This is a genomic window from Vibrio sp. SCSIO 43009, assembly GCF_023716525.1.
Lineage (GTDB): Bacteria > Pseudomonadota > Gammaproteobacteria > Enterobacterales > Vibrionaceae > Vibrio > Vibrio alginolyticus.
This window is the reverse complement of record NZ_CP071842.1, coordinates 3,073,443-3,093,003: the sequence shown is the minus strand read 5'-3', so window position 1 is coordinate 3,093,003 and position 19,561 is coordinate 3,073,443. Positions and strand designations below refer to the sequence as shown.

The 19,561-nt window shown below is 45.2% G+C and carries 35 protein-coding genes; 31 read left to right on the top strand and 4 right to left on the bottom strand.

All coding sequences use genetic code 11. The features are described 5' to 3' along the window. Positions 1-223 precede the first annotated feature (223 nt). The 29 genes from rpmE (at position 224) to rplQ (ending at position 14,561) form a co-directional block, all read left to right on the top strand. A complete protein-coding gene (gene rpmE / locus J4N43_RS14350; protein WP_005379546.1) occupies positions 224-445 on the top strand; it encodes a 50S ribosomal protein L31 in 222 nt (73 codons plus the stop codon). Between the two features lie 456 nt (positions 446-901). Further along, positions 902-1,213 (top strand): 30S ribosomal protein S10, encoded by a 312-nt coding sequence (rpsJ, locus tag J4N43_RS14345; RefSeq protein WP_004410492.1) that lies wholly within the window; start codon positions 902-904, stop codon positions 1,211-1,213. Positions 1,214-1,227: 14 nt separating this feature from the next. Beyond that, complete coding sequence (gene rplC / locus J4N43_RS14340) at positions 1,228-1,857, top strand: 50S ribosomal protein L3 (RefSeq protein WP_005379555.1); 630 nt, start codon at positions 1,228-1,230, stop codon at positions 1,855-1,857. A 17-nt stretch (positions 1,858-1,874) separates the two neighbouring features. Further along, a complete protein-coding gene (gene rplD / locus J4N43_RS14335; protein ID WP_005379556.1) occupies positions 1,875-2,477 on the top strand; it encodes a 50S ribosomal protein L4 in 603 nt (200 codons plus the stop codon). After that, complete coding sequence (gene rplW / locus J4N43_RS14330) at positions 2,474-2,776, top strand: 50S ribosomal protein L23 (protein WP_004398471.1); 303 nt, start codon at positions 2,474-2,476, stop codon at positions 2,774-2,776. The genes rplD and rplW overlap by 4 nt, the downstream gene beginning before the upstream one ends. A gap of 15 nt (positions 2,777-2,791) precedes the next feature. Next, positions 2,792-3,616: a 50S ribosomal protein L2 gene (gene rplB, locus J4N43_RS14325; protein ID WP_005383168.1), complete on the top strand. Its 825-nt coding sequence runs from the start codon at positions 2,792-2,794 to the stop codon at positions 3,614-3,616. Positions 3,617-3,637: 21 nt separating this feature from the next. Next, positions 3,638-3,916 (top strand): 30S ribosomal protein S19, encoded by a 279-nt coding sequence (gene rpsS / locus J4N43_RS14320; RefSeq protein ID WP_004394525.1) that lies wholly within the window; start codon positions 3,638-3,640, stop codon positions 3,914-3,916. Between the two features lie 10 nt (positions 3,917-3,926). After that, the gene (rplV, locus tag J4N43_RS14315; RefSeq protein ID WP_005383164.1) at positions 3,927-4,259 is read left to right on the top strand and encodes a 50S ribosomal protein L22; all 333 of its coding nucleotides are present in this window, start codon (positions 3,927-3,929) and stop codon (positions 4,257-4,259) included. An 18-nt stretch (positions 4,260-4,277) separates the two neighbouring features. Beyond that, positions 4,278-4,976, top strand: coding sequence for a 30S ribosomal protein S3 (gene rpsC, locus J4N43_RS14310; protein WP_005383161.1), 699 nt, complete (start codon positions 4,278-4,280; stop codon positions 4,974-4,976). An 11-nt stretch (positions 4,977-4,987) separates the two neighbouring features. Next, complete coding sequence (gene rplP, locus J4N43_RS14305) at positions 4,988-5,398, top strand: 50S ribosomal protein L16 (RefSeq protein WP_005379577.1); 411 nt, start codon at positions 4,988-4,990, stop codon at positions 5,396-5,398. Next, positions 5,398-5,589, top strand: a complete 192-nt coding sequence (rpmC, locus tag J4N43_RS14300; RefSeq protein WP_005379576.1) for a 50S ribosomal protein L29 — start codon at positions 5,398-5,400, stop codon at positions 5,587-5,589. The genes rplP and rpmC overlap by 1 nt, the downstream gene beginning before the upstream one ends. After that, positions 5,589-5,843, top strand: a complete 255-nt coding sequence (gene rpsQ, locus J4N43_RS14295) for a 30S ribosomal protein S17 (protein WP_005379575.1) — start codon at positions 5,589-5,591, stop codon at positions 5,841-5,843. The genes rpmC and rpsQ overlap by 1 nt, the downstream gene beginning before the upstream one ends. Before the next feature lie 162 nt (positions 5,844-6,005). Further along, the gene (rplN, locus tag J4N43_RS14290; protein ID WP_004410450.1) at positions 6,006-6,377 is read left to right on the top strand and encodes a 50S ribosomal protein L14; all 372 of its coding nucleotides are present in this window, start codon (positions 6,006-6,008) and stop codon (positions 6,375-6,377) included. A gap of 13 nt (positions 6,378-6,390) precedes the next feature. Next, positions 6,391-6,708: a 50S ribosomal protein L24 gene (gene rplX / locus J4N43_RS14285; RefSeq protein WP_005379574.1), complete on the top strand. Its 318-nt coding sequence runs from the start codon at positions 6,391-6,393 to the stop codon at positions 6,706-6,708. A 23-nt stretch (positions 6,709-6,731) separates the two neighbouring features. Continuing rightward, entirely contained in the window at positions 6,732-7,271 is a 540-nt protein-coding gene (gene rplE, locus J4N43_RS14280; RefSeq protein WP_005379573.1) for a 50S ribosomal protein L5, read from the top strand. 17 nt (positions 7,272-7,288) lie between these two features. Beyond that, positions 7,289-7,594 carry a 30S ribosomal protein S14 gene (rpsN, locus tag J4N43_RS14275; RefSeq protein WP_004410442.1) on the top strand — a complete coding sequence of 102 codons (306 nt, stop codon included), beginning with the start codon at positions 7,289-7,291 and terminating at the stop codon, positions 7,592-7,594. 29 nt (positions 7,595-7,623) lie between these two features. Next, complete coding sequence (rpsH, locus tag J4N43_RS14270; protein ID WP_005379572.1) at positions 7,624-8,016, top strand: 30S ribosomal protein S8; 393 nt, start codon at positions 7,624-7,626, stop codon at positions 8,014-8,016. A gap of 13 nt (positions 8,017-8,029) precedes the next feature. Further along, the gene (gene rplF, locus J4N43_RS14265; RefSeq protein WP_005379570.1) at positions 8,030-8,563 is read left to right on the top strand and encodes a 50S ribosomal protein L6; all 534 of its coding nucleotides are present in this window, start codon (positions 8,030-8,032) and stop codon (positions 8,561-8,563) included. Positions 8,564-8,572: 9 nt separating this feature from the next. Continuing rightward, on the top strand, positions 8,573-8,926 hold the full coding sequence (gene rplR, locus J4N43_RS14260; RefSeq protein WP_005379568.1) for a 50S ribosomal protein L18: 354 nt from the start codon (positions 8,573-8,575) through the stop codon (positions 8,924-8,926). Between the two features lie 14 nt (positions 8,927-8,940). Next, positions 8,941-9,444, top strand: coding sequence for a 30S ribosomal protein S5 (gene rpsE / locus J4N43_RS14255; RefSeq protein ID WP_004745894.1), 504 nt, complete (start codon positions 8,941-8,943; stop codon positions 9,442-9,444). Between the two features lie 7 nt (positions 9,445-9,451). Further along, entirely contained in the window at positions 9,452-9,628 is a 177-nt protein-coding gene (gene rpmD, locus J4N43_RS14250) for a 50S ribosomal protein L30 (protein ID WP_005379565.1), read from the top strand. A gap of 5 nt (positions 9,629-9,633) precedes the next feature. Further along, positions 9,634-10,068 (top strand): 50S ribosomal protein L15, encoded by a 435-nt coding sequence (rplO, locus tag J4N43_RS14245; RefSeq protein ID WP_005383155.1) that lies wholly within the window; start codon positions 9,634-9,636, stop codon positions 10,066-10,068. A 20-nt stretch (positions 10,069-10,088) separates the two neighbouring features. Continuing rightward, positions 10,089-11,423: a preprotein translocase subunit SecY gene (gene secY / locus J4N43_RS14240; protein WP_005379562.1), complete on the top strand. Its 1,335-nt coding sequence runs from the start codon at positions 10,089-10,091 to the stop codon at positions 11,421-11,423. Between the two features lie 38 nt (positions 11,424-11,461). Continuing rightward, a complete protein-coding gene (rpmJ, locus tag J4N43_RS14235) occupies positions 11,462-11,575 on the top strand; it encodes a 50S ribosomal protein L36 (protein ID WP_000868186.1) in 114 nt (37 codons plus the stop codon). A gap of 149 nt (positions 11,576-11,724) precedes the next feature. Then, positions 11,725-12,081 (top strand): 30S ribosomal protein S13, encoded by a 357-nt coding sequence (gene rpsM / locus J4N43_RS14230; RefSeq protein WP_005383154.1) that lies wholly within the window; start codon positions 11,725-11,727, stop codon positions 12,079-12,081. Between the two features lie 18 nt (positions 12,082-12,099). Continuing rightward, positions 12,100-12,489, top strand: a complete 390-nt coding sequence (rpsK, locus tag J4N43_RS14225; RefSeq protein WP_001118870.1) for a 30S ribosomal protein S11 — start codon at positions 12,100-12,102, stop codon at positions 12,487-12,489. Between the two features lie 27 nt (positions 12,490-12,516). Further along, complete coding sequence (rpsD, locus tag J4N43_RS14220) at positions 12,517-13,137, top strand: 30S ribosomal protein S4 (RefSeq protein ID WP_005383146.1); 621 nt, start codon at positions 12,517-12,519, stop codon at positions 13,135-13,137. A gap of 24 nt (positions 13,138-13,161) precedes the next feature. After that, the gene (locus J4N43_RS14215) at positions 13,162-14,154 is read left to right on the top strand and encodes a DNA-directed RNA polymerase subunit alpha (RefSeq protein WP_005383143.1); all 993 of its coding nucleotides are present in this window, start codon (positions 13,162-13,164) and stop codon (positions 14,152-14,154) included. A gap of 26 nt (positions 14,155-14,180) precedes the next feature. Beyond that, positions 14,181-14,561, top strand: a complete 381-nt coding sequence (gene rplQ / locus J4N43_RS14210) for a 50S ribosomal protein L17 (RefSeq protein WP_005383141.1) — start codon at positions 14,181-14,183, stop codon at positions 14,559-14,561. A gap of 135 nt (positions 14,562-14,696) precedes the next feature. Here the strand turns inward: rplQ and J4N43_RS14205 are convergent, their stop codons facing one another. Together J4N43_RS14205 and bamJ are read right to left on the bottom strand one after the other, a co-directional pair. After that, positions 14,697-15,176 carry a DUF2780 domain-containing protein gene (locus J4N43_RS14205; RefSeq protein ID WP_017820297.1) on the bottom strand — a complete coding sequence of 160 codons (480 nt, stop codon included), beginning with the start codon at positions 15,174-15,176 and terminating at the stop codon, positions 14,697-14,699. 153 nt (positions 15,177-15,329) lie between these two features. Next, positions 15,330-15,950: a BamJ family beta-barrel-assembly machinery protein gene (gene bamJ / locus J4N43_RS14200; RefSeq protein WP_005383137.1), complete on the bottom strand. Its 621-nt coding sequence runs from the start codon at positions 15,948-15,950 to the stop codon at positions 15,330-15,332. 232 nt (positions 15,951-16,182) lie between these two features. Here bamJ and J4N43_RS14195 point away from each other — a divergent pair, with 232 nt between their 5' ends. Continuing rightward, the gene (locus J4N43_RS14195; protein WP_017820296.1) at positions 16,183-16,779 is read left to right on the top strand and encodes a LysM-like peptidoglycan-binding domain-containing protein; all 597 of its coding nucleotides are present in this window, start codon (positions 16,183-16,185) and stop codon (positions 16,777-16,779) included. Between the two features lie 91 nt (positions 16,780-16,870). On the opposite strand, the gene J4N43_RS14190 is transcribed toward J4N43_RS14195, so the two are convergent. Continuing rightward, the gene (locus tag J4N43_RS14190; protein WP_062730763.1) at positions 16,871-17,332 is read right to left on the bottom strand and encodes a GNAT family N-acetyltransferase; all 462 of its coding nucleotides are present in this window, start codon (positions 17,330-17,332) and stop codon (positions 16,871-16,873) included. A 142-nt stretch (positions 17,333-17,474) separates the two neighbouring features. On the opposite strand from J4N43_RS14190, the gene dbpA reads away from it, so the two are divergent. Next, a complete protein-coding gene (gene dbpA, locus J4N43_RS14185; protein ID WP_062730762.1) occupies positions 17,475-18,854 on the top strand; it encodes an ATP-dependent RNA helicase DbpA in 1,380 nt (459 codons plus the stop codon). A gap of 54 nt (positions 18,855-18,908) precedes the next feature. Here the strand turns inward: dbpA and J4N43_RS14180 are convergent, their stop codons facing one another. Further along, positions 18,909-19,487 carry a Crp/Fnr family transcriptional regulator gene (locus tag J4N43_RS14180; RefSeq protein WP_005379584.1) on the bottom strand — a complete coding sequence of 193 codons (579 nt, stop codon included), beginning with the start codon at positions 19,485-19,487 and terminating at the stop codon, positions 18,909-18,911. Positions 19,488-19,561: the final 74 nt, after the last annotated feature.

Genomic DNA, 19,561 nt, shown 5'->3' with positions numbered 1-19,561 from the left:
CAATGCGATTCAGCATGAATCGTGCCTCTATGATTAGTCTGGCTAAAAAAGTGGCGAAAAAGTTGCCAAATGTGTTGATCCGATCAATGTGATTCTTTACTATATCGCGCCTTGAGATATGGCTTCGGCAATTAGTTGATGCGGTATCCCATTTTATTATTAATTGCGTGTGGTGTGCGGCTTAGATTCGTATAGCGACACGGCCTACTATTGAGGTTATCCCATGAAAGCTGGTATCCACCCAGAATACAAAGCAGTAAAAGCGACTTGTTCTTGCGGCAACTCTTTTGAGTTCAACTCTACTCTAGGTAAAGAGTCTATCCACCTAGACGTATGTGACAAGTGTCACCCATTCTACACTGGTAAGCAACGTATCGTTGATACAGGCGGCCGTGTTGATCGCTTCAACAAGCGTTTCGGTGCACTATCAAGCGGTAAGAAATAATAGCAGCCGCTATTACGATTACAGTTTAGAAAAGGACGCTTCGGCGTCCTTTTTGTTTTAATGGCTACCAAGCGAAGAGGAATGTATGGGGTTTGGAATATTCCCGATTATTTTTCACTCAGCGCTTGCAACCTAAAGTGTGATCTGTATAATGCAGCGCACTGGTTAAGCCAGTTGTGAACCAATGAGCAGTGAGGAGCGAGCAAATCTAAGGATTTGCGAGGTAATGTATACTCAGCTTATGTTCGCGGTTAATACAATTAGCTATCTTTTCTTCGGAAAAACTATCCTCAAAGGTGACTTTGGCATATAGGGATAGTTAATCGAAAATTAACTGACAATGCGTCCTAATCTTGGATGCTACGGTTTCACATAAATCAATCGGCATTCTCTCGTCTTGACGAGTTTGAGTGGCGATATTGTTTGTGTAATTTATTAAATTTGGAGCTCTGTCTCATGCAGAACCAACGTATCCGTATCCGCCTAAAAGCTTTCGATTACAAACTAATCGATGCTTCTACAGCGGAAATCGTTGAAACAGCTAAGCGCACTGGCGCACAGGTTCGTGGTCCAATCCCACTGCCAACTCGTAAAGAGCGTTTCACAGTTCTTATCTCTCCACACGTTAACAAGAAAGCACGTGACCAGTACGAAATCCGTACTCACAAGCGTCTAATCGACATCGTTGAGCCAACAGACAAGACTGTTGATGCTCTAATGCGTCTAGACCTTGCTGCGGGCGTTGACGTTCAAATTAGCCTAGGTTAAGGGAGATTAGAAGTATGATTGGTCTAATCGGTCGTAAAGTGGGCATGACCCGCGTATTTACTGAAGAAGGCGTTTCTATCCCAGTAACAGTTGTTGAGGTTGAAGCTAACCGTGTTTCTCAAGTGAAAACTCTTGAAACTGACGGCTACGCAGCAATCCAGGTTACAGCTGGTTCTAAGAAAGCTAACCGTGTAAACAAAGCTGAAGCAGGTCACTTTGCTAAAGCTGGCGTTGAAGCTGGTCGCGGTCTTTGGGAATTCCGTTTAGAAAACGGCGAAGAGTTCGAAGTTGGTTCAGAACTAACTGTTGAACTATTCAACGAAACTAAGAAAGTAGACGTTACTGGTACATCTAAGGGTAAAGGTTTCCAAGGCGCTGTTAAGCGTTGGAACTTCCGTACTCAAGATATGACTCACGGTAACTCATTGTCTCACCGTGCTCCTGGTTCTATCGGTCAATGTCAGACTCCAGGTCGCGTATTTAAAGGCAAGAAAATGGCAGGTCACATGGGTGCTGAGCGTGTAACGACTCAAAACCTAGAGATCGTACGTGTTGACGCTGAGCGCAACCTGCTTCTTATTAAAGGTGCAGTCCCAGGCGCAACTGGCGGCAACGTGATCGTTAAACCAGCTGTTAAAGCATAACGTCTCAGGAGTAAGTAATGGAACTAATGGTTAAAGGTGCCGATGCACTAACTGTTTCCGAAACTACTTTCGGACGTGAGTTTAACGAAGCTCTTGTACACCAAGTAGTTGTTGCGTACGCAGCAGGTGCTCGTCAAGGTACTCGTGCTCAAAAAACACGTTCAGAAGTTTCTGGCGGTGGCGCTAAGCCATGGCGTCAAAAAGGTACTGGCCGTGCGCGTGCTGGTACAATCCGTAGCCCAATCTGGCGTACAGGTGGTGTTACTTTTGCTGCGAAACCACAAGATCACAGCCAAAAAGTAAACAAAAAAATGTACCGTGGTGCTATGAAGAGCATTCTTTCTGAGCTTGTTCGTCAAGAGCGTCTAATCGTTGTTGATAACTTCTCAGTTGAAGCACCAAAGACTAAAGAGCTAGTTGCTAAGCTTAAAGAGCTTGAGCTAACTGACGCTCTAATCGTGACTAGCGAAGTAGATGAGAATCTATTCCTAGCTGCTCGTAACCTATACAAAGTTGACGCACGTGATGTTGCTGGTATCGATCCAGTATCTCTAATCGCGTTTGACAAAGTTGTAATGACTGCAGAAGCAGTTAAGCAAGTAGAGGAAATGCTAGCATGATCACTGAAGAGCGTATCCTAAAAGTTCTACGTGCACCGCACATCTCTGAAAAAGCAACTATGGCAGCTGAGAAAGCGAACACTATCGTTTTCAAAGTAGCTAAAGATGCGACTAAAAAAGAGATCAAAGCAGCTGTAGAAAAGCTATTTGAAGTTGAAGTTAAGTCTGTAAATACTCTTATCACTAAGGGTAAGACCAAACGTCAAGGTCTACGCCAAGGTCGCCGCAGCGACGTTAAGAAAGCGTACGTTACTTTGAAAGAAGGTCAAGATCTTGACTTCGTTGGCGGCGCGGAATAACAGGAGTAGTTAAAAATGGCTATTGTTAAATGTAAGCCGACTTCCCCTGGTCGTCGTCACGTTGTTAAAGTTGTTAACGCTGACCTACACAAGGGCAAGCCATACGCACCTCTTCTAGAGAAAAACTCTAAGAACGGTGGTCGTAACAACAAGGGTCGTATCACAGTACGTCACATCGGCGGTGGTCACAAGCATCACTACCGTGTAGTTGACTTCAAACGTACTAAAGATGGTATTCCAGCGACAGTTGAGCGTCTTGAATACGATCCAAACCGTAGCGCAAACATTGCTCTAGTTCTTTACAAAGACGGTGAGCGTCGCTACATCCTAGCACCTAAAGGTGTTGTAGCTGGTGATGTTATTCAGTCTGGTGTTGATGCACCAATCAAAGCTGGTAACACTCTACCAATGCGTAATATCCCAGTAGGTTCAACAGTACATAACGTTGAACTTAAGCCTGGTAAAGGTGGTCAGCTAGCTCGTTCGGCTGGTGCTTACGCTCAAATCGTTGCTCGCGACGGTGCGTACGTAACTATCCGTCTACGTTCTGGCGAGATGCGCAAAGTTCTTTCTGAAGGCCGTGCAACAATCGGTGAAGTTGGTAACTCTGAGCACATGCTACGTGAACTTGGTAAAGCAGGTGCATCACGTCATCGCGGTATCCGTCCAACGGTTCGTGGTGTTGTAATGAACCCGATTGACCACCCACATGGTGGTGGTGAAGGCCGTACTTCTGGTGGTCGTCACCCAGTATCTCCTTGGGGTATGCCTACTAAAGGCTTCAAGACTCGTAAGAACAAACGCACTGACAAGTACATCGTACGTCGTCGTAACAAGTAATCTATATAAAGAGGAATCGCCATGCCACGTTCTCTCAAGAAAGGTCCTTTTATTGACCTACACTTGCTGAAGAAGGTAGAGAAAGCGGTGGAAAGCGGAGACAAAAAGCCTATTAAGACTTGGTCCCGTCGTTCAATGATCATCCCTACGATGATCGGTTTGACCATCGCTGTCCATAATGGTCGTCAGCACGTACCAGTATTTGTAACTGATGAAATGATCGGTCACAAACTGGGTGAATTCGCACCAACACGCACTTACCGCGGTCACGCTGCGGATAAGAAAGCTAAGAAGCGCTAAGGAGTAGATAATGGAAGCAATTGCTAAACATAACTTTGCTCGCATTTCGCCTCAGAAAGCTCGCTTAGTTGCGGATCTAATCCGTGGTAAATCTGTTGACCAAGCTCTAGAAATCCTAACGTTCAGCAACAAAAAAGCTGCTGCACTAGTTAAGAAAGTTCTAGAGTCTGCTATCGCTAACGCGGAGCACAACGAAGGTGCAGATATTGACGATCTGAATGTCGCAAAAATCTTTGTAGATGAAGGCCCAACCATGAAGCGTATTATGCCTCGTGCTAAAGGTCGTGCGGATCGTATCTTGAAGCGTTCAAGCCACATCACTGTTGTTGTAGCAGATCGCTAGAGACTAGGAGAGTAAGCAATGGGTCAAAAAGTACATCCAAATGGTATTCGTCTAGGCATCGTTAAGCCTTGGAATGCTACATGGTTTGCTAACACCAAAGATTTCGCTGACAACCTAGACGGCGACTTCAAGGTACGTCAGTTCCTTACAAGTGAACTGAAAAAAGCGTCTCTATCACGTATCGTTATCGAGCGTCCTGCTAAGAGCATCCGTGTGACTATTCACACTGCTCGTCCAGGCGTTGTTATCGGTAAGAAAGGTGAAGACGTTGAGAAGCTACGCGCAGCTGTAGCTAAAATTGCAGGTGTACCAGCGCAAATTAACATCGCTGAAGTACGTAAGCCTGAACTAGATGCGCAACTTGTTGGTGACAGCATCGCGTCTCAGCTAGAGCGTCGTGTTATGTTCCGTCGTGCTATGAAGCGCGCAGTACAAAACGCAATGCGCCTAGGCGCTAAAGGTATCAAAGTGGAAGTAAGCGGTCGTCTAGGCGGCGCTGAAATCGCACGTTCAGAGTGGTACCGTGAAGGCCGTGTGCCTCTACACACTCTACGTGCTGACATTGATTACGCAACTTCTTCGGCTCACACTCAATACGGTGTGATCGGCATTAAAACTTGGATCTTCAAAGGTGAAATCCTAGGTGGTATGCCAGCAGCTAACGCTGTAGAGCCTAAAGGCGACAAGCCTAAGAAGCAGCGTAAAGGCCGTAAGTAAGGAGTCGACAGATGCTACAACCTAAACGTACTAAGTTCCGTAAGGTTCAGACTGGTCGTAACCGTGGTCTAGCTAAAGGTACTGATGTAAGCTTCGGCGAATTCGGTCTTAAAGCTGTTGGCCGTGGTCGTCTAACTGCTCGTCAAATCGAAGCGGCACGTCGTGCAATGACACGTCACGTTAAGCGTCAAGGTAAAATCTGGATCCGTGTGTTCCCAGACAAACCAATCACAGAAAAACCACTTGAAGTTCGTCAAGGTAAGGGTAAAGGTAACGTTGAGTACTGGGTAGCCCAAATCCAACCTGGTAAGGTTATGTACGAAATGGGTGGTGTACCTGAAGAATTGGCACGTGAAGCGTTCCGTCTTGCGGCACGTAAACTGCCTTTCAAAACTACATTTGTAACTAAGCAGGTGATGTGATGAAAGCACAAGATCTACGCGAGAAAAGCGTTGAAGAGCTTAACGCTGAGCTAATGAATTTGCTACGTGAACAGTTCAACTTGCGCATGCAAGCTGCGACTGGTCAACTACAGCAAACTCATACTCTGAAAGCTGTACGCCGTGATATCGCACGTGTGAAAACTGTTTTGACTGAGAAGGCAGGCGCATAATGAGCGAAGTAAAACGTACTCAACAAGGTCGTGTTGTTAGCGACAAGATGGACAAGTCTATCACTGTTGCTATCGAACGTTTCGTAAAACACCCAATCTACGGTAAATACGTAAAACGTACGACTAAAGTACACGCACATGACGAGAACAACGAGTGTGGCCTAGGCGACACAGTTGAAATCGCAGAGTGTCGTCCACTGTCTAAGACTAAGTCTTGGACTTTGGTAAAAGTTCTAGAAAAGGCGAAGATTTAATCTCGTTAATTCTATGAAACTAAAGCGGCTCCAAAATATTTTTGGAGCCGTTTATTTTTTGACTACCCAATCACAAAAAAGGGTGGTACAATTCGCGTCCCTTTTAAAGAGGCAGCCCGACCCGTGATGGGTCTAGTTATTAATATTTAGCGGAGCACTAACATGATCCAAATGCAAAGTATGCTGGACGCAGCTGATAACTCAGGCGCACGCAGCGTAATGTGTATTAAGGTTCTGGGTGGCTCTCACCGCCGTTATGCACATATCGGTGACGTCATCAAAGTTACTGTGAAGGAAGCAATCCCTCGCGGTAAAGTTAAAAAAGGTGATGTTCTGAAGGCGGTGGTAGTGCGCACCCGTAAAGGCGTACGTCGTCCTGACGGTTCTGTCATTCGCTTCGACCGAAATGCTTGCGTATTGCTAAACGACAATACTGAGCAACCAATCGGTACACGTATCTTTGGTCCTGTGACACGCGAACTTCGTGGCGATAAGTTCATGAAGATCGTTTCACTGGCTCCAGAAGTTCTGTAAGGAGCACGTAGAAATGGCAGCTAAAATCCGTCGTAATGACGAAGTAATCGTTCTTGCTGGTAAAGACAAAGGCAAGAAAGGTAAAGTAACTAAGGTTCTAGCAACTGGTAAAGTTATCGTTGAAGGTATCAACCTAGTTAAGAAACATCAGAAACCTGTTCCAGCTATGGGTATCCAAGGCGGTATCGTAGAGCAAGAAGCAGCTATCGACGTTTCTAACGTGGCTATCTTTAACGCAGCTACTGGTAAAGCTGACCGTATCGGTTTCCGTTTTGAAGACGGCAAAAAAGTTCGTTTCTTCAAGTCTAACGGCGAAACCGTTTCTAACTAATAGAAGTAATTTGGAGTTCTACTATGGCGAAACTGCATGATTACTACAAGTCGTCTGTAGTCGCTGAACTGACCAAACAGTTCGGTTACACAAGCGTCATGCAAGTCCCTAGAATCGAGAAAATCACCCTAAACATGGGTGTTGGTGAAGCAATCAACGATAAGAAACTGCTAGAAAATGCAGCGTCTGATATGGCAACGATCTCTGGTCAAAAGCCACTTATCACAAAAGCGCGCAAATCTGTTGCAGGTTTCAAAATCCGTGAAGGCTACCCTATCGGTTGTAAAGTAACCTTGCGTGGCGAACGTATGTGGGATTTTCTTGAGCGTTTAATTAACATCGCTCTTCCACGTGTACGTGACTTCCGTGGTGTTAGCGCTAAGTCTTTTGACGGTCGCGGTAACTACAGCATGGGCGTTCGCGAGCAAATCATCTTCCCGGAAATCGACTTTGATAAAGTTGATCGAGTACGCGGTCTAGACATCACTATTACGACGTCTGCTGGTACTGATGAGGAAGGCCGTGCTCTGCTGGCTGCCTTTAACTTCCCATTCCGTAAGTAAGGTGAAGGGTTACTGTTATGGCTAAAAATTCAATGAAAGCACGTGAAGCAAAACGTGCGAAGCTAGTAGCTAAGTTCGCTGAAAAGCGTGCAGCGCTAAAAGCTATCATCAGCGATGTAAACGCATCTGAAGAAGATCGTTGGAACGCGGTTCTTACACTGCAATCTCTTCCACGTGATTCAAGTGCATCACGTCAGCGCAACCGTTGCAACCAAACTGGTCGTCCACACGGTTACCTACGTAAGTTCGGTCTAAGCCGTATTAAGGTTCGTGAAGCTTGCATGAAAGGCGAGATTCCGGGTCTTCGTAAGGCTAGCTGGTAATTGCCACTTAATCATTTGGAGTAAATCATATGAGCATGCAAGATCCGATTTCGGATATGCTGACCCGCGTTCGTAACGGTCAGGCAGCAAACAAAGTTGCTGTAAAAATGCCTTCTTCAAAGCTTAAAGTTGCAATTGCTGCACTACTAAAAGCTGAAGGTTACATCGTTGACTTCGCTGTTGAAGGCGAAGCAAAACCTGAGCTAGAAGTTACACTTAAGTACTTCCAAGCTAAACCAGTAATCGAGCAACTTAAACGTGTTTCTCGTCCAGGTCTACGTGTTTACAAGAAGAAAGATGAACTTCCTTCTGTAATGGGTGGTCTTGGTATTGCTATCGTTTCTACTTCCAAGGGTCTTATGTCAGACCGCGCTGCACGTAAAGCAGGTCTTGGTGGTGAAATCATCGCTTACGTAGCTTAATAAGGAGTAGACTATGTCTCGTGTTGCAAAAGCACCTGTCGCTATTCCAGCTGGCGTAGAGGTGAAACTAAACGGCCAAGAAATCACTGTAAAAGGTGCGAAAGGCGAACTAACTCGCGTTCTTAACAACGCAGTTGTAATCGCTCAGGAAGAAAATAACCTGACTTTCGGTCCTAAAGAAGGTGTTGCTAACGCATGGGCTCAAGCAGGTACTGCTCGCGCTCTAGTTAACAACATGGTTGTTGGTGTTACTGAAGGCTTTACTAAGAAGCTAACTCTTAAAGGTGTAGGTTACCGTGCTGCTATCAAAGGCAACGCTGTAGGTCTAACACTAGGCTTCTCACACCCAGTTGAGCACGAGTTGCCAGCGGGTATTAAAGCTGAATGTCCAAGCCAAACTGAAATCGTGATCACTGGTGCTGACAAGCAACTAGTTGGTCAAGTTGCGGCTGACATTCGTTCTTACCGTGAGCCTGAGCCATACAAAGGCAAAGGTGTTCGTTACGCAGATGAAAATGTGCGTACTAAAGAAGCTAAGAAGAAGTAAGGTAACACTATGGATAAGAAAGCATCTCGCATCCGTCGTGCTACACGTGCACGTCGTAAGATTGCAGAACTGGGTGCGACTCGCCTAGTTGTACACCGTACTCCTCGTCACGTGTACGCACAGGTTATCGCGGCTAACGGCTCTGAGGTTATCGCAGCAGCTTCTACTGTAGAAAAAGCGATCCGTGAGCAAGTGAAATACACTGGTAACGTTGATGCAGCTAAAGCAGTGGGTAAAGCTATTGCTGAGCGCGCTCTAGAGAAGGGCGTAACTGCAGTTGCATTTGATCGTTCTGGTTTCCAATACCACGGTCGAGTAGCGGCGCTAGCAGAATCTGCTCGCGAAGCTGGTCTGAAATTCTAAGGTAGGGTTGGAAGATGGCTAAAGAACAACAAGTTCAAGCGAATGATTTGCAAGAAAAGCTAATCGCAGTTAACCGTGTTTCTAAAACGGTTAAAGGTGGTCGAATCATGAGCTTCACTGCACTAACAGTAGTTGGTGACGGTAACGGTCGTGTAGGTTTCGGTTACGGCAAAGCTCGTGAAGTACCTGCAGCGATTCAAAAAGCAATGGAAAAAGCGCGTCGTAACATGACTACGATCGCTCTAAACGAAGGCACTCTTCACCACCCAGTGAAAGGTCGCCATTCGGGCTCTAAAGTTTACATGCAGCCTGCTGCAGAAGGTACTGGTGTTATCGCAGGTGGTGCGATGCGTGCAGTACTAGAAGTTGCTGGTGTACACAACGTACTATCTAAAGCGTACGGTTCTACGAACCCTATCAACATCGTTCGTGCAACGATCGATGCACTAGGTAGCATGAAGTCACCAGAAATGGTTGCTGCTAAACGTGGTCTAACTGTTGAATCTATTTCGGAGTAAGAACACCATGGCAACTATTAAAGTAACTCAAACTAAAAGCTCAATTGGTCGTCTGCCAAAGCACAAAGCTACTTTGCGCGGTCTAGGTCTTCGTAAAATCAACCACACAGTAGAACTTGAAGATACTCCGTGTATTCGCGGTATGATCAACAAGGTTTACTACATGGTTAAAGTTGAGGAGTAATCAGAATGCGTTTGAATACTCTAGCACCGGCTGCTGGCGCGAAAACTTCTGCGAAGCGAGTAGGTCGTGGTATCGGTTCAGGCCTAGGTAAAACTGGTGGCCGTGGTCACAAAGGTCAAAAATCACGTTCTGGCGGCAGTGTTCGTCCAGGTTTCGAAGGCGGTCAGATGCCTCTGAAACAACGTCTACCAAAATTCGGTTTCACTTCTCGTAAGAGCCTAGTGTCTGCTGAAGTTCGTCTAGCTGAGCTAGCGAAAGTTTCTGGTGACGTAGTTGATCTAAACAGTCTTAAAGCTGCTAACATCATCACTAAGAACATCGAATTTGTAAAAGTTGTTCTTTCTGGTGAAATCAATAAAGCAGTGACTGTTAAAGGTCTACGTGTGACTAAAGGCGCTAAAGCTGCAATCGAAGCTGCAGGCGGTAAAATCGAGGAATAATCTCGAGGAACGAGGTACAGATGGCTAAGAAACCAGGACAAGATTTTCGTAGTGCTCAGAGCGGCTTAAGTGAACTAAAGTCGCGCTTGTTATTCGTAATTGGTGCACTTTTAGTATTCCGAGCCGGCTCTTTTGTGCCGATTCCTGGTATTGACGCTGCTGTACTTGCCGATTTGTTCGAACAGCAAAAAGGTACCATCGTTGAAATGTTTAACATGTTCTCCGGTGGTGCTCTTGAGCGTGCATCTATATTAGCATTGGGCATCATGCCGTATATTTCGGCATCTATTGTTGTCCAATTGCTAACTGTAGTTCATCCAGCGTTAGCTGAACTCAAAAAAGAGGGTGAAGCAGGCCGTCGTAAGATAAGCCAATACACACGCTACGGCACGCTTGTACTTGCAACCTTCCAAGCTATAGGTATTGCAACTGGCCTACCAAACATGGTCGACAATCTGGTTGTTATCAACCAAACCATGTTTACGCTAATTGCTACCGTAAGTTTAGTAACCGGTACCATGTTCTTGATGTGGTTAGGTGAACAAATTACAGAGCGCGGAATTGGTAACGGTATTTCGATACTGATTTTTGCAGGTATTGTTGCTGGATTGCCTTCTGCAATCGGTCAAACAATCGAGCAAGCGCGTCAAGGTGAATTGCATGTACTTCTTCTGTTGCTAATCGCGGTATTAGCTTTTGCAGTAATTTACTTCGTTGTTTTCATGGAACGTGGTCAGCGCCGAATCGTCGTTAACTATGCGAAACGTCAACAAGGTCGTAAAGTATTTGCTGCGCAAAGCTCGCACTTGCCTCTTAAAATTAACATGGCAGGTGTAATTCCAGCGATTTTTGCATCAAGTATTATCTTGTTCCCAGGAACATTGGCTCAGTGGTTTGGTCAAAACGGTGAGAGCAGCGCGTTCGGTTGGTTAACTGACGTGTCTTTGGCTCTTAGCCCAGGTCAACCGTTGTATGTAATGCTTTATGCAGCAGCAATTATCTTCTTCTGTTTCTTCTACACGGCGTTGGTTTTCAACCCGCGTGAAACAGCAGATAACTTGAAGAAGTCTGGTGCATTCGTACCCGGTATCCGCCCAGGTGAGCAGACAGCGAAATACATTGATAAAGTAATGACACGTTTAACCCTTGCTGGTGCACTGTACATTACCTTTATCTGTCTGATTCCCGAGTTCATGATGGTCGCGTGGAACGTACGTTTCTACTTCGGCGGTACATCGCTACTAATCGTAGTTGTTGTAATTATGGACTTTATGGCACAGGTACAGACTCATCTGATGTCTCAACAGTATGATTCTGTGTTGAAGAAAGCGAATCTGAAAGGCTACGGCCGTTAATCCGGCGGTAGACTCAGTTTCATTTACGGAGTTTAGCAATGAAAGTTCGTGCTTCCGTTAAAAAAATCTGCCGTAACTGTAAAGTAATCAAGCGTAACGGTGTCGTTCGCGTGATTTGCAGTGAGCCAAAGCACAAACAGCGCCAAGGCTAATTAGCAGAAATTTTTACTTGAAAATGAAGGTTGGGTCGAGTATATTCCTCGGCCTACCTTTTGCGTGCAAAAGAAGTAGTATTCCGCAGCGTATCCATAACGGGCTTTGCTGCGGCTAATTCTTTTATAGAAACACTTAGGAGTGAATAATGGCCCGTATAGCAGGCATTAACATTCCTGATCAGAAACATGCAGTAATCGCTCTAACAGCGATCTACGGCATCGGTAAAACTCGCTCTCAAGCTATCCTAGCTGAAGTGGGTATTGCTGAAAATGTTAAGATCAGTGAACTAACTGAAGAGCAGATCGATCAACTGCGTGATGGTGTAGCTAAGTACACTGTAGAAGGTGATCTACGTCGTGAAGTATCTATGAACATCAAGCGTCTTATGGACCTTGGCTGTTACCGTGGTCTTCGTCATCGTCGCAGTCTACCACTACGTGGACAGCGTACTAAAACCAACGCTCGCACCCGTAAGGGTCCGCGTAAGCCGATCAAGAAATAATCGGGAAGGTAGAGTACAATGGCTAAACAACCAACTCGCGCTCGTAAGCGCGTACGCAAGCAAGTTGCAGATGGCGTTGCGCACATCCATGCTTCTTTCAATAACACAATCGTAACCATTACTGACCGTCAAGGTAACGCTCTTGCATGGGCTACTGCAGGTGGTTCTGGTTTCCGTGGTTCTCGTAAGTCTACTCCGTTCGCTGCACAGGTTGCTGCTGAGCGTTGTGCTGAAATGGCTAAAGAATACGGCCTAAAGAACTTGGAAGTTATGGTTAAGGGTCCTGGTCCAGGTCGCGAATCTACTGTTCGTGCACTAAACGCCGCTGGTTTCCGCATCACAAACATCGTTGATGCTACACCAATCCCTCATAACGGTTGTCGTCCACCTAAGAAACGTCGCGTATAACGTTTCTAGGACAATTGGAGAAGAATCATGGCAAGATATTTGGGTCCTAAGCTGAAGCTTAGCCGTCGTGAAGGCACTGACTTATTCCTTAAGTCTGGTGTTCGCGCGATCGATACCAAGTGTAAAATTGATAACGCACCAGGTGTACACGGCGCTCGTCGCGGTCGTCTATCTGAGTATGGCGTTCAGCTTCGTGAGAAGCAAAAAGTACGTCGTATGTACGGCGTTCTAGAAAAACAATTCCGTAACTACTACAAAGAAGCTGCTCGCCTAAAAGGCAACACTGGTGAAAACCTACTTCAGCTTCTTGAAGGTCGTCTTGATAACGTAGTTTACCGCATGGGCTTTGGCGCAACTCGCGCAGAAGCACGTCAGCTAGTTAGCCACAAAGCTATCCTAGTAAACGGTAAAGTTGTAAACGTTCCTTCTTTCAAAGTAGCGGCTAATGACGTTGTTTCTATTCGCGAGAAAGCTAAACAGCAAGCTCGTATCAAAGCAGCTCTAGAAGTTGCTGAACAACGTGAAAAACCAACTTGGATTGAAGTAGATGGTGGCAAGATGGAAGGTACATTCAAGCGTATGCCTGAGCGTTCTGATCTATCAGCTGACATCAACGAACAATTGATCGTCGAGCTTTACTCTAAGTAAGGTTTAAACTAAAGAGAGGACACAATGCAGGGTTCTGTAACAGAATTTCTTAAGCCACGTCTAGTTGACATCGAACAAATCAGCTCGACTCACGCAAAAGTAACTCTTGAGCCATTAGAGCGTGGCTTTGGTCATACTCTGGGTAATGCACTTCGCCGCATCCTTCTATCTTCTATGCCAGGTTGTGCTGTAACAGAAGTAGAAATTGAAGGCGTACTTCATGAGTACAGCACGAAAGAAGGCGTTCAAGAAGATATTCTTGAAATTCTTCTAAACCTTAAAGGTTTGGCTGTGCGCGTTGCCGAAGGCAAAGATGAAGTGTTCATTACTTTGAACAAATCAGGCTCGGGCCCTGTGGTTGCAGGTGACATCACCCATGATGGTGATGTAGAGATCGCTAACCCTGAACACGTAATTTGTCACCTAACGGATGACAACGCTGAGATCGCAATGCGTATCAAAGTTGAACGTGGTCGTGGTTATGTTCCAGCTTCTGCGCGTATCCATAACGAAGAAGACGAGCGTCCTATCGGTCGCCTACTAGTAGATGCTACTTACAGCCCAGTAGACAAAATTGCCTACGCTGTAGAAGCAGCTCGTGTAGAACAGCGTACTGATCTAGACAAGCTTGTTATCGATATGGAAACAAACGGTACTCTAGAACCTGAGGAAGCAATCCGTCGTGCAGCTACAATCCTAGCTGAACAATTGGATGCATTCGTAGATCTTCGTGATGTACGAGTTCCTGAGGAGAAGGAAGAGAAGCCAGAATTCGATCCGATCCTACTGCGTCCTGTAGACGATCTTGAACTAACAGTTCGCTCTGCTAACTGTCTGAAAGCAGAAGCGATTCACTACATCGGTGATCTAGTACAACGTACCGAGGTTGAGCTACTTAAAACGCCTAACCTTGGTAAAAAGTCTCTTACTGAGATTAAAGACGTACTTGCGTCACGTGGTCTGTCTCTGGGCATGCGCCTAGAAAACTGGCCACCTGCATCAATCGCTGAAGATTAATCGATACTAGTTAGAAGGATTAGGTCATGCGCCATCGTAAGAGTGGTCGTCAACTCAACCGCAACAGCTCACATCGCAAAGCGATGTTCAGCAACATGGCTAGCTCTCTAGTACGTCATGAAGTTATCAAGACTACTTTGCCAAAAGCAAAAGAGCTACGTCGCGTAGTTGAGCCTTTGATTACACTAGCTAAGACTGACAGTGTTGCTAACCGTCGTCTAGCATTTGCACGTACTCGTGACAACGAAGTAGTTGCAAAACTATTTAACGAACTAGGTCCACGTTTTGCTGCTCGTCAGGGCGGTTACACTCGTATCCTAAAAGCTGGCTTCCGTGCTGGTGATAAAGCTCCAATGGCTTACATTGAGCTTGTAGATCGCCCAGCTGCTGAAGAAGCTGCTGAGTAATCAGTTCGTAAGAACGAGAAAGCCGAGCATTAGCTCGGCTTTTTTGTATCTGTAATTCAGTAAACCTTTATATCCAGCCTGCATTTATTTCAACCCATGCAGACTGGCAATTTAAAAAGTGATTATCACTTACGCTTATTTACTAGTATTCCACAACCCGCCCAACGAACTTAGAAGCCCTTCGCTAGCGCCTTGCTTGTTCAAGTAATCCAAGATGACTGGAGCAAACTGACTGATCATAGATGGGTCTAAACCTAACGTATCGAATGCACTTTTGACTGCACTGATATTCTCAATATTTCCTAGTAAGCTTTGTGCTCCTTGCAAGTTTGAAAGTCCAGGAATCAAAGACTGTAATTCACTACTATTTTCTTGCGAAAGCTGGCTTTGAGCCAAAGCAAGTAGCGCACCACTGCCTCCGGCTGCTTGCTCAGTGGATACTGGTAATTGGCTAGTTAACATGTCTGTTAATGGAGATGACTCGGTGTTCAAGCTGCTGCCGACCATGTCCATCAGGCCACTTTCTTTACTTTTTTGAGTGACTGAATCTAAGAATGCGTGCGCACTACCAATGTTGATTGATAGGAGTGCTAGAGTTAGGAGTGTTTTACGCATAGTACCTCCAAAGGTTGAGCGTTTTTTAAAAGTGATTTTATTTTTAAAGGCTATCAGAGTGAAAGGTTCAGAGGTGAGAAAGTCTATTCAGTTTAGACAAAAAAACGGCGCTAGTGCGCCGTTTTATTTAATCATAATTGAAAATGGTTTCAATTAGATAATATCTAATAGTTCTACTTCGAAAACTAAAGCTGCAAATGGAGGGATAGCCGCACCAGCGCCACGCTCACCGTACGCAAGATCTTGTGGTACGTATAGCTTCCACTTAGAGCCAACAGGCATTAGTTGTAGTGCCTCTACCCAACCTTTGATTACACCTGTAACAGGGAATTCAGCAGGTTGACCGCGAGATACAGAGCTATCGAATACAGTACCGTCAGTTAGCTCACCGTGGTAGTGAACGCGAACTGAGCTTTCTGCTGTAGGAACTGCACCAGTACCTTCAGAAATGATTTCGTACTGAAGACCAGAGTCTAGAACGTTAACTTCAGGTCGTAGAGCGTTGTCTTTTAGGAACGCTTCGCCTTCTGCTGCCGCAATTTTTGCTGCTTCTTGGCGAGCTGTTTCTGCACGAGTGTGAAGTTCTTGTAGTGCTTTGTTGATTTCATCAATTTCGATTGATGGCATGTCACCAGTTAGTGCTGTTGCAATACCTGCTGCGATAGCATCAACGCTAAGACCTTCAAGACCAGATCCTGCAAGTTGCTGACCCATTTGCAGACCAATGCCGTAGCTTGCTTTTTGTTCTGCAGTTTCAAATTTAATTTCAGACATGAATGTCGCTCTTATTAGGAGTGATAAAGGTAACAGGATATCAGTTTCGAGCTTAGGTTTAAATGATTGCGACCGAATGCTTAATTGAGGCGGCCAGGTTGTGACTTATCTCTTACTCCAAGTGAAATTTCTGCTAATTTAATCCCAATTCCATTTTAGTTTGGTGAAAAACATATACTCTCCGCGTCGGTATTTTTATACTGGCCGTAGAAGTATTAAGGGACTCATTACAATGAATCGTCGCAGAAAGAAAAAGCAGCAAGTCGACTATGTCGAATTGGTTAAACAAAAATTCGCTGCTATCGACTGGAAGCAGCCGTTCAACAAAGAGCAATGGTTGGAGCGTATACAACCTGTTAAGCAGTTTTGGTTGCGTCTGCCTAAATTTCATCAGCGTGCTTTGATGGTCTTAGTGCCATTGATTCTGGTACTCCTTGTTATTCCTTTGCCTAATAAAACAGACCAGCCAGTTGAGCAGACTGAGGTCGATCATCAACGCGTAGCGATTGAGCTGAACGCGCAGAGTTTAAGCCAGCAGAGAACCTCTCAGAACTCTGGACCGAAATCTGAAGACTGGAAAGAGTACACGGTTAAAAATGGTGATACATTAGCGCAGGTTTTCAGAAGTAATCAGCTCTCTATGGCGGATCTTAGCGCTCTGGTCAAAATAGAAGGCAGTGATAAGCCGCTAAGCCAAATAAAGCAGGGACAGTTGATTCGCTTTAAGCTTAGTGACGAAGGTGAGTTAGATATGCTACAGCTGGAAAAAAGCGGGCGGTCCGTTATGTTTTTCCGTTTATCGGATGGGACCTTTGGACGTAACAAGTAAACGCTTCAAATGAAAAGACGCGAAGATATCGCGTCTTTTTAGTCAGTTTTTCATAGCGATTAGTTTTCATAGTAACCAATCGAGTTGAAGCTTATAGCGCTACGGACTCTTTCCGCATATCCACATGAGGGATACCATCTTCAAGATAGCACTCTGAGATAACCTTGAATCCATGACTAGCATAAAACTGGATGAGGTGTTCTTGAGCACCTATATCTATTGTCTGTCCTGGCCATAATGTTTCGCATTGTACCAAGGCCTTGTCCAATAACTTATGACCTAAGCCACCGCCTCGCGCGGTCTGCTTTGTCACCACTCGACCAATACTCACATTGTCATACGTCGTGCCTGCGGGCAGTAATCTTGCGCAAGCAACCAGTTCATCACCGTGATAGCCTATTAGATGATAAACGCCTTCCAGCGTGTCCTTACCATCAAGTTCAGGGTAAGGGCAGGTTTGTTCAACAACGAATACATCCACACGCAATTTCATCATTTCATACAGCTGTGTGGTTGTTAGCTGAGCAAAGGGCAAAGTAATCCAAGTGAGCATGTTGTTATCCGTAATGAGAATAGAGTGACTGACTTTACTTTGTTTTGAGCTCATACTCATTAACAAAGGTTAATTAGCACTGGTTTTCCCACCAAATCTGGTGATAATGTGCCCTCTTTCCATCTCACCTGAGGATATCCCCGTGAGCAAACAAGCATTCGATCAAGTTGGGCTGAACCCAGCGTTACTCGCCACACTTGATTCCCTGAACTATACCCACATGACGCCAATTCAAGCTTTGAGCTTGCCTGCAATCCTAAAACATCGTGATGTCATCGGGCAGGGTAAAACGGGCTCAGGTAAAACCGCTGCATTTGGTTTAGGGGTTTTATCGAACCTCAACGTCAAACGCTTTCGTGTCCAGTCATTAGTATTGTGTCCAACACGTGAGCTTGCAGACCAAGTAGCGAAGGAAATTCGTACTTTAGGTCGCGGCATTCATAATATTAAAGTGCTTACTCTCTGCGGTGGGATGCCTATGGGGCCACAAATTGGTTCGTTAGAGCATGGTGCGCATATCCTAGTTGGTACTCCTGGTCGTATTTTGGATCACCTTGAAAAAGGCCGAATTGATCTTAGCGAACTGAATACCTTGGTGCTAGATGAAGCTGATCGCATGTTGGACATGGGTTTCCAAGACGCATTAGATGCAATCATCGATGCAGCGCCAAAGCAGCGTCAAACTCTACTTTTCAGTGCTACTTTTCCAGAAAAAATTGAGCAAATTGCGCAGCGTATAATGCAGACACCGGAAGTGATTAAGGTGGAATCGACGCATGATACTTCAAGCATTGCGCAGTACTTCTATAAAGTTGAAGGCTCGGAAGCGCGTGATGAAGCGTTGGCGAATTTGCTGCTGACTCACCAACCAGAGTCCGCGGTTGTTTTTTGTAATACCAAAAAAGAAGTGCAAAGTGTCGCAGATGAGTTGCATCACAAAGGATTCAGCGTTATCGATATCCATGGGGACTTAGAGCAGCGTGAACGCGACCAAGCATTGGTGCAGTTTGCTAACAAGAGTGTGTCTATCCTTGTTGCAACAGACGTTGCGGCGCGTGGTTTGGACGTTGATAATCTTGATGCTGTCTTTAACTTTGAGCTATCGCGCGATCCTGAGGTTCATGTGCACCGTATTGGTCGTACAGGTCGTGCGGGTAGTAAAGGTTTAGCGTTCAGCTTTTTTGGTGAGAAAGACGGTTTACGTGTAGCTCGTATTGAAGAATACCTAGAGATGGACGTGGTACCAGCAACATTGCCTGCCAAATCAAATCAGCAGCCATACCAAGCGAAGATGGTGACGATTAATATTGATGGCGGTAAGAAACAGAAAGTACGACCGGGTGATATTTTAGGTTGTTTGACAGGAAAAAATGGTATTCCAGGCTCTCAAGTCGGAAAGATTCACCTGTTCCCTGTGCGCGCTTATGTTGCCGTCGAAAAATCTGTGGCTAAAAAGGCTCTACAAACCATTAGTAACGGCAAGATGAAAGGGCGCCAGTTCCGGGCGCGAATTCTTAAATAGCTCAAATAGCAGAGAAAAAGCTCTTCGTTTGAAGAGCTTTTTTCTTTTTTGAGTTTATTTGAGAGTGTGATCTTTGGTTAAGCGTGCTTTGATTCGACTCAAACTGATTGGCGTAATGCCCAGGTAGGCCGCAATTTGACTATCGGTAATACGTTGCTTTAAATCTGGGTAATGAGCGCAAAATAATTGATATCGTTCCTCTGGAGAGTAGAGCAACATAAAGCGTTCTTTATTCTCTTTATTAACCAGTTGGTTTTCGAGTAGCTTTAAGTAAATGGCGTGCTTTTCTGCTCGCCAGTGATGCAACGTTTCAATTGGCAAGCAAAATAGCTGACAAGCGCTCAGCGTTTCCAATAAGTAAGGCGAAGGTTGGTCCTTTATTATGCTCTCAAACCCGATAACCCAGTCCTTCTCCCAATAAAATTCTTTACTGAATTCTTTGCCGTGCTCCGTGAGATAGCTTGCGTGGCATAACCCCTCAATGATGAAGTAAAGGTGTGAGCTCAACTCCCCTTGGTGATTAAGAATGTGGCGTGTAGGCAGTTCGAGCAACTCACCATTTTCAATAAGTTGGTTTGCTTCTGTCTCTAAAAAGCCATGATTGACTAAGTCTGAAAAAAGATCGATGTGCATGTGATAACTCGGAAACGGTTTTCTTTATTTTAACGGGTTTTATTGATAACAAAAAAGCGGCTCATGAGAGCCGC